Raw genomic sequence first — 14,514 nt, forward strand, 5'->3', positions numbered from 1 at the left:
CCCGTTCACAATACGTAGAGCAGAATCGCGAAGAAATGGAACACGGAGCCGGCCACGACGAACAGATGCCATACTGCATGATGATAGGGGAAGCCGCGCCATACGTAGAAAATCGAACCGATCGTATAGAGCAGCCCGCCGATGACCAGCAGCTTGAGCCCTTCGGGCACGAGCAGCGCGTTCAACGGCTTCCAGGCGAAGACGATCAGCCATCCCATCAGGACGTAGAACAGCGTGGACAGCACCAGAAATTTTTTCGTAAAAAAGGCTTTGAACACGACGCCTGCGATCGCCAGTCCCCACACGACTCCGAACAGCGACCAGCCGAGCGGACTGCGGAGCGTGACGAGCAATAACGGCGTGTACGTCCCCGCGATGAACAGATAAATGCACGAATGGTCGAACGTCTCGAACAGATCCTTGACTTTGCCCGGAGGGAAGGCGTGAACGAGCGTCGAGGCCGTATACAGCAGGAGCATCGTCACGCCGTAGATCGTAAAGCTGACGACGTGCCAGGCCGTCCCTTCCAGACTCGCGAATACGATCAGCAGCACGAGCCCGGCGATGCTGAGCAGCGTTCCGATGCCGTGCGTGATCGCGTTCGCGATTTCCTCTCTTTTCGTGTAGACATGGGTATCCGCCATCGGCGGCACCGCCTTTCTCAGTTGTAAACCTTCCAGTTGCCGTCCGCGCGGGCGCGAACGACACCCGCCTTCGTTAAGTATTCGGCAATCGTCTCGGTCATGTCAACCGTCACCTCGCGCACGACCGGTTTCCCCCGGAACATCCGGTAGTCGCCGCCCCCCGAAGCGCGGTAGTGGTTCATCACGACGTCGTACTCCCCTTCCGGGTCCAGCGGACCCCCATTGCGGGCAAGCGCCCGAATGCGGCTGCCGACCGGACGGGAGACGTCGATCTCGTATTCGATGCCCTCCCACATATCGTAATTGTAAGGCTGCGGCTTCGGATGGAGGAACGACGAAGAGACCGCGATCCCGCCTTGCTCGTCCAGCGTGAAGTAGGAAGCCGTCTTCTCCAACGCTTCGCGGATATCCCTTCCGCTCAGGCGAAGCACCTTCAGCGTGTTCGGAAACGGATAGTTCGCCGTCACCTCTCTCATCGACACTCGCGGCCCGAAGCCCGGCGACAGGTCGTCGAACAGCGACGTACAGGAGATATCCGCTCCGGCCGCCTCCATCTGAATGCGGTTAACCAGCTCGATCAGCGGATGCTCCCGCAGACGGGCCGCCATCGGATCGGCGATCCTCATATCTCCTTGCACCTCGCACAGCGGCCGGTCCAGCCAGTTCTGCACCCGCGCTTCGCTGTCGCTCAGCCGCCCCTCCAGCTCCCGATCCGCTTCCGCTTCGCTCGCCTCCCGCAGCCTCGATTCGATCGCGGCCAGCTTCCAGCGTCCCGTATCGTCCCGTTCCAGCCCCAGCTCCAGCTGCGCCAGGCAGCTGCCCTGATAGCCCGGCTGCACGACGTAAGTCCCTCCGACGACAGCCCCTGCGATTCGTCTGTGCTGGTGACCGGTCAGCAGCACGTCGATGCCTTCGACCTCTTGGCACAGCCGCCATCCCTCGTTTTCTCCCGTCTGCTCCTCGGCCTCTTCTCCCGTGTCCAGCTCCCGTTCGAAGCCCCCGTGATACGAGACGATCACGATGTCCGCCCGCTCCCTTTCCTTCAGCCGAGGCACCCACCGCTTCGCAGCTTCGACCGCCGATTCGAACGCGATTCCGGCGATATTGGCCGGCTGCTCCCAGTTCGGAATGTACGGCGTCGTCAGCCCTAGCAGCGCGATTCTCGCCCCGCCCTCCAACTCGAACAGACGGTAGGGGCACCCGAAATAAGGCTCTTCCGTTCCTTCCCGCAGCAGGTTGGCCGACAGCCACGGGTAGGCGGATTCGGCTCTGGCCCGTTCGACGAACGGCAGCCCGTAATTGAACTCGTGGTTGCCCGGGATGAACGCATCCAGCTCCAGCGCGTTCATGACCGCCACGATCGGGTGCGGCGTCTCGCGATCCAGGCAGGCATGATAGTAGGCGAACGGCGTGCCCTGCAGCAGATCGCCGTTGTCGAGGAAGAGCGCGTTGCGCCGTTCCTTGCGCACCTGCTTGACGATGGAAGCCAGCTTCAGCAGCCCGTATTCCGCGGGCGAGTTGTCGGCGTAGCGGAGCGGCAGCATATGGCCGTGGACATCGCTTGTATAGAGCAAAGTTAACGTATCTGTTGCGGAGGTAGTCATCGCGGTTCTCTCCTGTCCGTTAAACGAAAATTTACAATCGCAAATGAAATTTTAACCAAATGAGACAATTAAACGAATAATTGGGTGATAGATTTAGGCTTGTATTCCCCATTATTTCCAAAATAGATAGAGGAGGACAAAGAAATCATGCTTAACCGATTGTCGAAAGTTCGTTTTCTGATTGCCGCTTCCCTCATTCTGCTCGTCATCGCCGGGTGCGGAAGCAACAACAACGCGGAGTCCGGCGCCTCGCCGTCCGCCGGCGCCGAAAGCTCGGCCCCGGCAAGCGAGCAAGCCTCTCCCAGCCCGAGCCCGAGTCCGGAACATACGGGATACGTTCCGAGCGAGCTGACGGTGCAATTCGTGCCGTCGCAGAACGCGGAGACGCTGGAAGCGAAAGCGAAGCCGCTGGAGAAACTGCTGGGAGACGCCCTCGGCATTCCGGTTAAAGTCAGCGTGTCGACCGACTACAACACGATCATCGAGGCGATGCAGTCCAAGAAGGTCGACGTCGGCTTCCTGCCTCCGAACACATACGTGCAAGCGAAAGGGATGGACGCGGCCGAAGTTATTTTGCAGGCGCAGCGCTTCGGCGTCAACGATGCGGACGGAACGCCTACGACCGAGCTGGTCGACAGCTACAAGTCGATGTTTATCGTCAAGGCCGGCTCCGACATCAAGACGCTGGCAGACCTGAAGGGCAAGACGATCGCCTGGCAAAGCGTCACCTCCTCGGCCGGATACGTGTACCCTGCCGTCGAGTTGAAAAGAGCCGGCGTCGACCCGAACACGGACGTGAAGAGCATCGAAGTAAAAGGCCATGACAAAGGCGTGCTCGCGGTGCTGAACGGCGACGCGGACGCGGCGGCGATCTTCCAGGACGCGCGCAACGTCGTCAAAGGCGACGTTCCGGACATTTTCGAGAAGACAGCCGCCCTGCACTTCACGATTCCGATTCCGAACGACACGATCTCGGTTCGCTCCGATATGAATAAAGAATGGATTGCCAAAATCCAGGATGCCTTCATCAGCCTCGGCCAGAACGAGGAGAGCAGGCAAATCATCTTCGAAATCTACTCGCACCAAGGCTATGCCAAGAGCGACGACAGCAAGTTCGATTCCGTGCGCGATTACGCTCAAGCGCTGCAATAAGACGGACGGCCCGGACGGCTCAAAGCCCGCAGAGGACTTCGGACCTTCCGGGCCTTTTGCCGCCCGCGGCCGATCAGCTCTTGCCTTCCACCAATCTCTTCCTCAGCTTGCCGGAGATCCAGTCGATCGCGGTGACGAGCACGATGATGCCGAGCAGAATGATGCCGACGCGGCTCCAGCTCCGGCCCTCCAGAGCGAAGATGAGCGGCGTTCCGATGCCGCCCGCCCCCACCGCGCCTAGAATGGCGGCCGACCGAACGTTGATCTCCAGCCGGAACAGCGCGAACGACAGATAGAACGGAATCGCCTGCGGCACGATGGCATGCCAGATCGTCTGCAGCCGGGTCGCTCCGCACGCCTTCAGCGCTTCCGAAGGCCCCATGTCCAGCTCCTCCAACGCCTCTGCGTTCAGCTTGCCCAGCATGCCGACGGAATTGAGTCCGACCGTCAGCACGCCCGCGAACGCGCCGGGGCCGACGGCCTTAATGAAAATGATCGCCATAATGATGTCCGGGAACGTACGGATGAGGCTGAGCGTAAAAGCGGATGCGCCGGAGAGCAGCCGCAGCTTGACCAGATTGCGCGCCGCCCACAGAGCGAACGGGATCGTGAGCACGACCGAGATTGCCGTTCCGAGCACGGCGATCGCCAGCGTCTCGCCCAGTCCGCGAAGCAAGTCCTCACCCTCCGCCAAATACACGTAGTTCCAATCAGGATGGAACAAGCCCGCGACGACCGCCTTCGTAATCTGCCAGGCGGTTTCTTTGATTCCGGAGAACGGAATGCCGCTGAACGCCCAGCCGTAGACAGCCGCCGCAATCGCAAGCCAGAGCCACGTGCGCGGGCGAGCGTAGAACGGCTTGGGCGGCTTGGGCGCTGCCGATGGATGAGGATAGTTCATGCGAGTTTCCCCCTGATTCTGGAGCTGGCGGCATCGATGGCGACGACGATCGCGAGCGTGAACAAAATAATGAGCAGCGTCTGGTCGTAGCGGAACATTCCGAGCGTCCGGTTCAAGTAGATGCCGATGCCGCCCGCTCCGACGAAGCCGAGAATGGCCGCGGCGCGAATGTTGATCTCGAACATGTACAGCGCAAAGCCGACGAACTGGCCCACGACCTGGGAGACGACGCCGTAATGAATCCACTGAAGCTTGTTCGCGCCGACCGCGGTCATCGCTTCCATCGGTCCGTCGTCGACCGTCTCGATCGCCTCGTACGCCCATTTGGACAAAATCCCGAACGAGAAAAAGGTGAGCGCCAGCGTGCCTGCAAGCGGACCGTAGCCGAAGACGGCCGCGAACAAGGCGGCGAACAGCAGATCGGGAATCGTGCGCGACAGGTTAAGCGCGAATTTGGCAGGCGCGCGCAGCAATCTAAGCTTAGTCACATTGCTCGCGGCCAGGAAAGAGACCGGCAGCGCCAGCAGCGCCCCGAACGTCGTTCCGAGTATCGCCATCTGCACCGTCTCGATCATCGGCTTCCAGACGACGCGGAAGTAGGCCCAATCCGGCGGAACCATTTTGGCGAAAAACTTGCCCATCTCCGGAATACCGCGCGCGAGCTCGCTTAAGGAGGCCTCCGTCTCCCGGGCGCACAGCCACAGGATGGCGAGCAGCAGCGCCGCCGTCAGCCAGGACTTCATGCCGGTCGGCGGCTTAGGCGGAAGGGCCTGCGGTCTAGACGGCTTCAACGGCTCTGCCTCCCAACCGTTCCTCTTCCGACACCGGGCGGCCGTAGATGTCCGCGAACGCTTCGTCCGTCGCTTGGGCCGCGGCGCCGTCGAACACGATCTCGCCCGCGCGCACTCCGACAATCCGCGTCGCGTATTCCCGGGCCAGATCGACGTAATGCAGGTTGACGACCGTCGTAATGCCCGTCTCCCGGTTGATGCGGCGCAAGTCGTCCATGACCTGGCGCGTCGTCAGCGGATCGAGCGAGGCGACCGGCTCGTCCGCGAGAATGATTTTGGGCTGCTGGGCCAGCGCCCTGGCGATCGACACGCGCTGCTGCTGGCCTCCGGACAGCTGGTCGGCGCGCTGATACGCTTTGTCCAGCATGTTGACCCTCCGCAGCGCGTCGAACGCCAGCTCCATGTCCTCCTTCGGGAACAAGCCCAGCATCGTGCGCAGCGTCGAATGGTAGCCGACCCGGCCGGCCAGCGCGTTGCGCAGCACCGTCGACCGCTTGACGAGGTTGAAGCTCTGGAAGATCATGCCGATGCTCCGCCTCATCATTCGGAGCTGCTTCCCTCTCGCCGCGGTGATCGACTGCCCGTCTATGAAAATCTCTCCCGACGTAATCTCGTGCAGGCGGTTGACCGAACGCAGCAGCGTCGACTTGCCCGCGCCGGACAAGCCGACGATGACGACGAACTCGCCCTTCCCGATCGTCAGGTCGATTTTGCTCAAGCCTACCGTGCCCCCGGGATACACCTTGCTTACCCGCTTGAATTCAATCATCTGTCCGAACGACCTCCGCTATCCGAATGTCGAAGCGCGCGTGTCTCTGTCGATCGATGCGCTTCTTCCCTTTTGTAGTTCGTCGCGGGCAGGTGCAATCCTATTGATATTGAAAAATTTAACATTAGGATGATAATTTTACATTCTATTTACATTGGTTTGATGGAGAGAGAAGAATTGCGAACGAAGGTGGCGAACGGTCATGCGCGAAAGCGGGAGACTGGCTGGGAGGAGCAGGCGGGACGGGCGTCGGAGACCTTGCTCCGTGCCGGACCCGCCTGTTGATTACCCGATCGGAAAACGATAAAAAGAGAGCGGTGGCATATACGTCAAGCTGTCGAGCGGATAGTAGGCGGCCGGATTTCTTTCGAAGCCGGCATGGATGAACGCCCGGCCCTGAAGCGGACGCTTCAGCGCAATCCGGATCGCGCTGCGGGCGGAGATCGACCAGGCTGCGATCTCCGCCCGTCCTGCCTCGTCCTCTATCGTGAACACAGGCTGATTAGGTCCTATTGTCAGCAGGTAGCCGCCGACATGGTCGTACGTCAGCTCGACGACGGGCGTTCCGTCATCCTCCGAGGACGCATCGTAGCGCGCGCCGGCGATCTCCGGGGCTCGGAAGTGAACGTCCTTGCCGTAGACGGATGCGAGCACGGCCCGGGCCATGCGCTCTCCGATCAACAGATTGCCGGCCGGACTGTTGTGAATCTCGTCGGAGAGCGGACTATCGATCGCCGGGACGACCGTCACGCCGGGGATATCGCGAGCGGCGACGCGCTGATGCTCGCGCACGAGCCCCCACCCCCGGTCGTCCTCCTCCGTCGTATCGCTGCCCGTGTACCGATTCAATTGCACGGTAGCGAACGGAAGCTCCGAATCGCCGAGATCGGCCCGCCATTGCTCGACCATCTTCCGGAAGCGTTCCCCGTAAGACTCGGAATCTCCCGGATAACAGTCGCTGCACCCTTGATACCAGACGACGCCTCTCGCGGAACCGCCCGCGGAGCGCACGATGTTCAGCATGTTGCGGTAGAGCGTCCCGTCCTCCCCGGGATTCCACGCCCTCAGCGGCGACCCGCCGAGCGCCGTCTGCACGAGGCCGATCGGATAACCCGTCTCTCTTTTCAACAGCTTCGCAAAAGCGAGAAAAGGAGAATGCCCCGGGTTCGCCGTCTCCCGATTTTCGATATGAAGCGTATTTGTCGACTCGTTAAAAGGATGGCTGGCGAGGTCCCACCTGCCGCTGTTGCGCAGCAGATGGATGCCGAGCTCCGGCGGATCGTTGATCGGGCCTTTGCCGTAGCCGGCCGCATTGCTCTGCCCTGCGATAATCCACAGATCGCCGACGCCGACGTGGTGGATCATGTCGCCGCGAACGGCCCACTCCAGCGCGGGATTGCCGTCGATCCGCAAACACGTCTCGATCCGGTACAGGCCGCCGGACGGAACGTTGTCCAAGACGACGCGCCAGCCGCGGTCGTCCGTCATCTCCGCCTTCGTCCAATCGACGACCGTCTCCGCGCTTTCTTCGCGAACGACCCGGGCGTACGCCTGCGCCTCGCGCGCCGGCTCGTCCGTGCGCCACTTCCCGGACAGCCCGATGACCGCCGAACCGTTCCTCTGCTGCACGATCGCCCAATCCCGCGGCCCTTGCTCCACGATGACTCCGATTTGTTTATTTTCCACGATTATTCCCCTCGCCGAGATAGATTTGCCGACGGTCTCTTGACCAGATAGACGCCGAGCAGCAGTCCGAGCAGCGCCATGGCCGCCATTCCCCGATACAGCGCGGCTCCGCCGAACTCGTCGAACACCCAGCCTCCGGCTGTCGAGCCGACGATGCCCGATAGGCCGAAGAAGGTCACCGTCATCGCCGTCTGTCCGGTCGACTTCCACTGCTCCGGCACGATCCGGTACAAATACTGCAAAGCGCCGACGTAGAAAATGACGAACGTCAATCCTTGAAAAACCTGCAAAGCGACAAGCCCGTAGGCGCTGCCGACCATCGAGCTGAGCGCGAATCGCAGCGCGTACATGCCCGCCGCGGCCGTCATCCAGGCCGTTTCCTTGCCGGGCTTGATGATCCGGGAGACGAACGCGAACATCACCGTCTCCACGATCGTCATGACGAACCACGACATTCCCGTCAGCCGCACGTCCCCGCCCAACTGTTCCACGTAGAGCCCGATGAACGTATCGTTCATCTTGTGCGGCACCGCCACGATCAGCACGATCAGGAAAAACAGCAGCGTCTCCCGCTGGGAGAAAAATTGTCCCAGACGGCGAAAGGACGCGCGAGACGCCGAAGCCTGCACGTCCGCCAGCCCGAACGCCTGGAGCAGCGCCGCGCAGCCGACGCCGAGGAAGATCCATGACAGGCTGCCCATTCCCCACGAGTTCAGCGCATACCCTGCCGTCAACGAGACGCAGGCATAGCCAAGCGCTCCGAACATGCGGACCGAGCCGTAGCCGACCCGCTCCCGCGCCGACGTCTGGAAGTTCAGGCTCTCGACGAGCGGATCGGTCGGCAGGAAGAAGACGTTCATCAGCACGACCAGCAAGAGCAGGCTCCATACGCGATCCGCTTGGAACAGCAGCGTGCCGCACAGGATGGACACGAGCAGCAGAAGCAGCAGCAGCTTCTTGATCGTCTTCGTCCTGTCGCTGACCATTCCCCACAGCGGCTGGGAGACGATGCTGACGAAGCTGCCCACGCCGAGCACGAACCCGATGTGCGTTCCCGATATGCCGACCTTCGCGGCATAGACGGGAAGGAACGACAGGAACAGCGCGAACATGGCGAAGTACAGAAAGTTAAAAGCACGAAGCCTGTTGACGACCGACACGCGTTACTCCTTGTCCGCCGGGTAGACGAGCCCCATTTGCCTGCGGGCTTCGTCCATCAGCTCCATGACCTTGATCGAGTTGTCGTAAGAGTTCGCGTCGGACTCGAGCTTCCCGGCCGCGATCAGATCGGCGAATTCCCGCACCTCGTAGTACATCGCGTTGTCCTCCTGAGGCTGCGTCAGCTCCTCGACCGATCCGTCGCGATAACGGAGGTGCGCCGTGTCCGGACGGCTGATTTTATCGAATACGATCGTTCCGTTCTCTCCTTGGATCTCGGCGCTGTTGTAGGAGTCGACGATCTTCGAGTAGTGCACGACCGCGTCCATCCCCTCGTAGCCGAGCAGCAGGCTGCCCGCCCCGTCCGCGCCGGATGCCAGCTTGAAGGCGCTCGCCTGTATCCGCTCCGGCGCTCCGAACAGCACGACGAGCGGGTAGATGCAATAGACGCCGAGGTCCATGAGCGCGCCGTTCGACAATGCCGGATTAAACGCGTTCGGCAGCTCTCCCCGCTTGTACAGATCGTAGCGCGACGAATATTGGCAGTAGCTGCCGGAATAGCGGCGCACCGTCCCGATCTTATGCAGATTGTCCCGCACCGCCCGGAACGTCGGCGTGAACGTCGACTTCATCGCCTCCATCAGCAGCACGCCGCTTGCTTTGGCCGCCTCGACCACTCGGCGCACCTCGCGCGCGTTGGAGGCGAGCGGCTTCTCGCACAGCACGTGCTTGCCTTGGCTCATGCACACAATCGCTTGATCGGCATGGGCGGCATTCGGGCTCGCGATATAGACGGCGTCGAACTCGTCTGACAACGCGAACCGCTCCAGATCCGTATAGACGTGCGGAATGCCGTGCTTGTCCGCGAACGCGCGGCCCTTGTCCTCCGTTCGGGAGAATACCGCCGTCAGCGCGATATCGTCGTTCCTCTTCGCCGCGTCGATGAAGTCGTCCGTAATCCAGTTCGTTCCGATAATGCCGAATCTAAGCATGTTCGCCAATCCCTTCGTCTCTATAAGTTGAACAAATCAAGTTGCTCCGGCTCGCGAACGACCGGAAGCTCGTATACGGGCTGTCCCAGCATGCGCATCAGCTGCTTGGCGTTGCCCGCCGCATGCCCGCCCGAATTGTTGTTGAAAATGACGCCCACCGTCCGGCTTTGCTCCGCCAGGCGCCGAACGATCGCGGTCCACTCGTCCAATTCGCTCTCATTGTAATCGTACAGGTAGCGGACTTCCCGCCAATTGGCGTTGCCGCTCTGGTTCCAGCCCCCGACGTTCCGGCCGTGCAGGCGGACGAGCGTGTAATCCGGGCTGGTCGCCACCGGAACGATCGGGATCGAGCCGACGCCGGCCTGCGGTTCGTCGCAGACGCTGTGAATCCAGCCCTCGTCACGCATGAACGCAAGCGTCCTCTCCCTCATCTCCGGCACGAACCAGCTCTGATGCCTGAACTCGAGCGCGCACGGAAAACCTTCCATCCTCTTCTTCGTCTCGCGCAGCAAGCGAACGTTCTCTTTCATGCAATCGAACCAGGGAGGATATTGGAACAGCGCCGCCGTCAGCTTGCCAGCTTCCCGAAGCGGAGTCAAGCTGTCCCGCAGCGCGCCGTACATGTCGTTGTCGTTCTCGTAATAGGGCTTGCCTCGCAGATGGCCTGTCATGCCCTGGTAGGCTTTGACGACGAAGCCGAAGCCCTCCGGCGTCTCCTCGGCGTAGCGCGCCATCCTGTCCGGAGGCTGCACCGCGTAGAAGGCGCTGTCCATCTCCACGATGGCGAAATGCCTGGCATACCCTTTAAGCTTGTCCTTCGCCGGCGTCCCCGGGGGGTACAGCGGGTCGTGGTCTCCCCACCCGGTCAATCCTATGACAATCACGGCGGCGTCCTCCTTCCCGTCGATCGCGCTCCGATTCGACATCCTACAACGAGTCTATCGGTTTCGCTTCCTTTCATCAAGCGCCCGCCTGGAATGCTGCGAGACGTTCATTCCGAACCTGCGTTTCCTGATACATTATACAAAAGGATTTTTGTCCCATTTTGACGAATAGGTGTAAAATGCATTCTATTGATGGGAGCGATCACCATTTTCGACGACGAGAAAAAGAACAAAGAACGTCCCAAACTCAAGGTTATCCATTTCGACAAAGACAAGCAATCGCTCGTGGAGACGGAGCAGCCCGTCACGACGTTCGCAGACGTCGGCGGTTTGGAGGAAGTGAAGCAGACGATACGCATGAACTTCATTCTTCCCCTTCAGCAGCCCGAGATGTTCCAGGCGTTCGGCATGCAAGCCGGCGGAAGCCTGCTACTCTACGGTCCGCCCGGCTGCGGCAAAACGTTCCTCGCCCGGGCGGTCGCCGGGGAGATCAAAGCGAACTTCATCCATCTCGAATTGCAGGCGATTCTATCGATGTATATCGGAGAGAGCGAGCACAACCTGCACGATCTGTTCGAGAAGGCGCGCGCGGAGAAGCCTTGCGTGCTGTTTATCGACGAGTTGGACGCGCTGGGGGGCAGCCGCCACCAGATGCGCCAGCATCATGAACGCATGCTCGTTAACCAACTGCTGATCGAGCTCGACGGATTGCACTCCTTTAATCAAGAGGTATTTGTCATCGGGGCAACGAATACGCCCTGGTACTTGGACACGGCCCTGCGGCGGCCCGGACGGTTCAACCAATTGGCTTTCGTCGCCCCTCCCGGCGCAGCGGAACGGGAAACGATCCTCCGGCTGAAAACGTCGGGAAAACCGCAGCAGGAGCTCGACTTCCGCAAGCTTTCGTCGCAGACGAACCTTTTCTCGGGGGCGGACTTGAACCGGCTCGTGGACGAGGCAACGCAATCGGCTCTTCGGAGATCGCTGCAATCCGGCAGCATCCAACCGATCACGAACGACGATCTCTCGCAAAGCTTGAAACAAAGAAAGCCTTCCACGCTGGAGTGGTTTCAAACGGCCAAAAACTACGCCACCTTCAGCGACTCGAACAAAGACTATCAAGTCGTGCTGGATTATATGAAAGAGCATAGGCTGCGTTGAGGAGGAATCGCCGGTGGAACACCTTCAAGTCCGCCATCCGTATTTGCATAAAATCTTGCAGTTACTCTCTTGGGAGCGGTATAAGGACGCCCTGAGCGAAGCGGAGGAATGGATCCGGCAGGATCCGGACGATGCCGAGGCGCTTGCTTGGCTGGCCTACGTATACCGATTTCTCGACATGGACAAGGCGCTCCATTGGAGCGGAGAGGCGCTTGCGCGGGATCCCGAATTGGAGCTGGCGTGGAAAACCCGGCTGTTCGTCTATTACGAGCGAGAAAATTGGGAGCCGTTCAAGCGAACCGCCGAGGAGATGCTGCGGTTATTTCCGGAAGATGGCTATATCTATCGTTTAAAGGCCCAATACCTGCTGATGTCGAAAAACGTAACTGAAGCCAGGGACCTGCTTCTGCAAGCCGTCGCTTTGGACCATTCCGCCGAGAGCTACGCGGTTTATTCGTACGCGGCCGCGCTGTCCGGAGAGTACAACGCATCCATGGAAGCGGAGAGAACCGCGTTGAGAGAAGAGCCGGAGAACGTGCAAGTGCTGCTCTACACCGGCTGGGCGGCCGATCAGAGAAGCGACTATAAGCAGGCGCTGGAGCGAATGAGCGCCGCGGTTCGCCTGGATCCCGACAACCAGCAAACGCGCGACGAATATTTGGAGACGCTGCAGAAATCGTACTGGTTTTACCGGATCCTGCTGCTCCCGAACTTCCTCAAGAGAATGAAGCCCTGGCAAATTCTTCTCCTCTGGGTCGCCTGCTGGCTGCTGTTCCGCCCGCTTCTCGTCGTCTTCATCGTGCTGTATATCGCGTCGTACTGGGTCAGCAAATGGCTCGTGCACGTAAAGGTCTTCGGCTTTCGGCGAGCCCCGCGGGGCGGGAAGGACTGAGTTCCGGCCGGAACTTATTGGTAAGAACCTATTCCGTCCCGAACGGCATCTTCCGTTCGAAAGTATGTTACAATCCCAAGACGGGTGCAACTTTACGGCTTGTTCTGCGTTCATAATTCGACAAACTATTCTGAAGTCTGCGGATATCGATAGACAACAAGAGAGGTGCAAGAAAAAGAGAGATGAGAGATTTGGGAGTGGAGACAAACCAGACCGTACCTGCCGACACTTACAGAGAGAGATCGTCCAGGCGCAGGCGCAAGGGCGCCGCGTTCTTCTTCGTCCTATTGTGGCTGGCCCTGATCGCCGGGGGCGTCTACGGAACGAAATGGTATTCCGACCGGATTCAGCAGCAGGTGTCCGCGAATCTGGAACGGCAGACCGCCGCGCAGATCGCGGCGATGCAGCAAGATTACGAGAGTCGGATCGCAGAGCTGAAAACCGATTTTCAGGAGCAAATGGCGCAGTTGGACGGCCAGGTGCAGACGTTAAATGAACTGCTCACCTTCGCCAAGGACAACGCCGATACGAAAACCGACAACAGCAACAAGCTGTACACGCAGCTCGCGGAAGTGAAAAAGCAGCTTAACGAGCTGAAAAAGAGTTTGGACGTGCTGAAATGAGCAGCGCCTCCATCCGATCGATGAACCGGACGCTGCTCCTGGCGACCGCTCCTTTTCTCGGTCTGCTGGCCTGGCTGCTCGTCTCCAACGTCGAGCTTGCGCTGTCCGACTCGGCTTACCCGGCGCATGAAGCGCAATCGTCCGATCTGAGCGCGAACACCGCCCCGGTAATGGACGGCTTGAGTCAGGCCGAGCTTCTGGCCCAAGGCACCGGCCAATCGATCAAGAAGCAGATCGCGCTGTACAACAAGACGAACGCCGACATGAACCAGATTGCCGAAGTCGCCTCCAAGCAAGCCGCGCGGCCTTACCAAATCTACGACAAGCGCATTACGAGCAAGCTTGGCAAGCCGGCCTCCACGATGAATTCGGACAAGCTGACGGCGCAATTGTTCCCCTTGAACACCCAGCACTTCAACGGCTACGCGCTGAAAATCAAGCTGAAGAAGGAAGACGCCATGAAGCTCGTGCTCGGCAAGGACGTTCAAGGCGGGGCGGAAACGACGCTCGAGGCGGTCAAACGGTACAAAGCCGCCATCGGGATCAACGGCGGCGGCTTCGCGGACGGCGGCGGCAAGCGGTATCCGCTTGGAACGACGATCGTCGACGGCGAATACGTAGGCGGGTTCCAGCCGACGTACAAGGACCTGTTCTTCGTCGGCATGAACGAGAGCAACAAGCTGATCGGCGGCAAATTCTCGAACAAGTCGCAGCTCGACGCGAAGAGCCCGAAGTTCGGCGCTTCTTTCGTGCCGATTCTGCTGCAGAACGGGCGGTCCGCGGAAATTCCGGCCAAGTGGCAGACAAGCCCGAAACGGGCCCCGCGCACGGTCATCGCCAATTACAAGGACGACCAGCTGCTGTTCCTCGTCGTCGACGGCTACAACGAGAAAGGCAGCTCGGGCGCAACGCTGGCGGAGATGCAAATTTTGCTGAAGCGCTTCGGGGCGATTAACGGCTACAACCTCGACGGCGGCGGCTCGACGTCTCTCGTCTGGAACGGGCGCGTCATCAACAATCCGTCCGACGGCCAGCTTCGCAAGCTTCCTACAAACTTCTTATTTTTTGCCTGACCGGCGCAAAAGTGGGGCTGTCTCATAAGTAAACTGAGGCGTACAGAACGATTATCGATGGATGGATGTTCATGGGCATCTATCTCCCTCCGATGCAAGATACCCCACAAAGTGACGTTAAGCTTCGAAGCTTATTCCGATTACTTTGCGGGGGCCCCAAAAGCGTGATCCTGAAATGGGAACG

General features: G+C 60.1%; 14 protein-coding genes. 5 read left to right on the plus strand and 9 right to left on the minus strand.

What is annotated here, in order from left to right:
- Positions 1-5: 5 nt before the first annotated feature.
- The gene (gene trhA / locus B0G52_RS21030; protein WP_094047353.1) at positions 6-644 is read right to left on the minus strand and encodes a PAQR family membrane homeostasis protein TrhA; all 639 of its coding nucleotides are present in this window, start codon (positions 642-644) and stop codon (positions 6-8) included.
- Between the two features lie 17 nt (positions 645-661).
- The gene (locus B0G52_RS21035) at positions 662-2,248 is read right to left on the minus strand and encodes a bifunctional metallophosphatase/5'-nucleotidase (RefSeq protein WP_094047354.1); all 1,587 of its coding nucleotides are present in this window, start codon (positions 2,246-2,248) and stop codon (positions 662-664) included.
- 147 nt (positions 2,249-2,395) lie between these two features.
- On the opposite strand from B0G52_RS21035, the gene B0G52_RS21040 reads away from it, so the two are divergent.
- Positions 2,396-3,400 carry a phosphate/phosphite/phosphonate ABC transporter substrate-binding protein gene (locus tag B0G52_RS21040; protein ID WP_094047355.1) on the plus strand — a complete coding sequence of 335 codons (1,005 nt, stop codon included), beginning with the start codon at positions 2,396-2,398 and terminating at the stop codon, positions 3,398-3,400.
- A 73-nt stretch (positions 3,401-3,473) separates the two neighbouring features.
- Here B0G52_RS21040 and phnE (B0G52_RS21045) read toward each other — a convergent pair whose 3' ends face one another.
- The 7 genes from phnE (B0G52_RS21045) to B0G52_RS21075 form a co-directional block, all read right to left on the minus strand.
- Positions 3,474-4,301 carry a phosphonate ABC transporter, permease protein PhnE gene (gene phnE / locus B0G52_RS21045; protein WP_094047356.1) on the minus strand — a complete coding sequence of 276 codons (828 nt, stop codon included), beginning with the start codon at positions 4,299-4,301 and terminating at the stop codon, positions 3,474-3,476.
- Complete coding sequence (gene phnE, locus B0G52_RS21050; protein WP_094047446.1) at positions 4,298-5,044, minus strand: phosphonate ABC transporter, permease protein PhnE; 747 nt, start codon at positions 5,042-5,044, stop codon at positions 4,298-4,300. Before phnE (B0G52_RS21050) ends, phnE (B0G52_RS21045) begins: the two co-directional genes overlap by 4 nt.
- Before the next feature lie 34 nt (positions 5,045-5,078).
- A complete protein-coding gene (gene phnC, locus B0G52_RS21055) occupies positions 5,079-5,861 on the minus strand; it encodes a phosphonate ABC transporter ATP-binding protein (RefSeq protein ID WP_094047357.1) in 783 nt (260 codons plus the stop codon).
- 285 nt (positions 5,862-6,146) lie between these two features.
- Entirely contained in the window at positions 6,147-7,547 is a 1,401-nt protein-coding gene (locus tag B0G52_RS21060) for a sialate O-acetylesterase (RefSeq protein WP_094047358.1), read from the minus strand.
- Positions 7,548-7,549: 2 nt separating this feature from the next.
- Positions 7,550-8,707 carry an MFS transporter gene (locus B0G52_RS21065; RefSeq protein ID WP_094047359.1) on the minus strand — a complete coding sequence of 386 codons (1,158 nt, stop codon included), beginning with the start codon at positions 8,705-8,707 and terminating at the stop codon, positions 7,550-7,552.
- Between the two features lie 3 nt (positions 8,708-8,710).
- Positions 8,711-9,697: a Gfo/Idh/MocA family protein gene (locus B0G52_RS21070; RefSeq protein ID WP_094047447.1), complete on the minus strand. Its 987-nt coding sequence runs from the start codon at positions 9,695-9,697 to the stop codon at positions 8,711-8,713.
- Between the two features lie 20 nt (positions 9,698-9,717).
- Positions 9,718-10,581 carry a DUF72 domain-containing protein gene (locus tag B0G52_RS21075; RefSeq protein WP_094047448.1) on the minus strand — a complete coding sequence of 288 codons (864 nt, stop codon included), beginning with the start codon at positions 10,579-10,581 and terminating at the stop codon, positions 9,718-9,720.
- A gap of 192 nt (positions 10,582-10,773) precedes the next feature.
- On the opposite strand from B0G52_RS21075, the gene B0G52_RS21080 reads away from it, so the two are divergent.
- The 4 genes from B0G52_RS21080 to B0G52_RS21095 all read left to right on the plus strand — a co-directional run bounded on the left by B0G52_RS21080 (position 10,774) and on the right by B0G52_RS21095 (position 14,330).
- Entirely contained in the window at positions 10,774-11,742 is a 969-nt protein-coding gene (locus B0G52_RS21080; RefSeq protein WP_094047360.1) for an ATP-binding protein, read from the plus strand.
- Between the two features lie 13 nt (positions 11,743-11,755).
- Entirely contained in the window at positions 11,756-12,634 is an 879-nt protein-coding gene (locus B0G52_RS21085) for a tetratricopeptide repeat protein (protein ID WP_094047361.1), read from the plus strand.
- A 182-nt stretch (positions 12,635-12,816) separates the two neighbouring features.
- Positions 12,817-13,257 (plus strand): hypothetical protein, encoded by a 441-nt coding sequence (locus tag B0G52_RS21090; RefSeq protein ID WP_233162891.1) that lies wholly within the window; start codon positions 12,817-12,819, stop codon positions 13,255-13,257.
- On the plus strand, positions 13,254-14,330 hold the full coding sequence (locus tag B0G52_RS21095; RefSeq protein ID WP_094047362.1) for a phosphodiester glycosidase family protein: 1,077 nt from the start codon (positions 13,254-13,256) through the stop codon (positions 14,328-14,330). Before B0G52_RS21090 ends, B0G52_RS21095 begins: the two co-directional genes overlap by 4 nt.
- Positions 14,331-14,514 lie beyond the last annotated feature (184 nt).

This window comes from Cohnella sp. SGD-V74, assembly GCF_003001675.1.
Classification (GTDB): Bacteria; Bacillota; Bacilli; order Paenibacillales; family Paenibacillaceae; genus Cohnella.

What these genes read in the sequence shown, in the direction of transcription:
- phnC (WP_094047357.1), bottom strand. Translation starts at nt 5,861, where the DNA reads ATGATTGAATTCAAGCGGGTAAGCAAGGTGTATCCCGGGGGCACGGTA.
- B0G52_RS21090 (WP_233162891.1), top strand. Translation starts at nt 12,817, where the DNA reads ATGAGAGATTTGGGAGTGGAGACAAACCAGACCGTACCTGCCGACACT.
- B0G52_RS21035 (WP_094047354.1), bottom strand. Translation starts at nt 2,248, where the DNA reads ATGACTACCTCCGCAACAGATACGTTAACTTTGCTCTATACAAGCGAT.
- B0G52_RS21070 (WP_094047447.1), bottom strand. Translation starts at nt 9,697, where the DNA reads ATGCTTAGATTCGGCATTATCGGAACGAACTGGATTACGGACGACTTC.
- B0G52_RS21040 (WP_094047355.1), top strand. Translation starts at nt 2,396, where the DNA reads ATGCTTAACCGATTGTCGAAAGTTCGTTTTCTGATTGCCGCTTCCCTC.
- phnE (WP_094047356.1), bottom strand. Translation starts at nt 4,301, where the DNA reads ATGAACTATCCTCATCCATCGGCAGCGCCCAAGCCGCCCAAGCCGTTC.
- trhA (WP_094047353.1), bottom strand. Translation starts at nt 644, where the DNA reads ATGGCGGATACCCATGTCTACACGAAAAGAGAGGAAATCGCGAACGCG.
- B0G52_RS21080 (WP_094047360.1), top strand. Translation starts at nt 10,774, where the DNA reads ATGGGAGCGATCACCATTTTCGACGACGAGAAAAAGAACAAAGAACGT.
- phnE (WP_094047446.1), bottom strand. Translation starts at nt 5,044, where the DNA reads ATGAAGTCCTGGCTGACGGCGGCGCTGCTGCTCGCCATCCTGTGGCTG.
- B0G52_RS21095 (WP_094047362.1), top strand. Translation starts at nt 13,254, where the DNA reads ATGAGCAGCGCCTCCATCCGATCGATGAACCGGACGCTGCTCCTGGCG.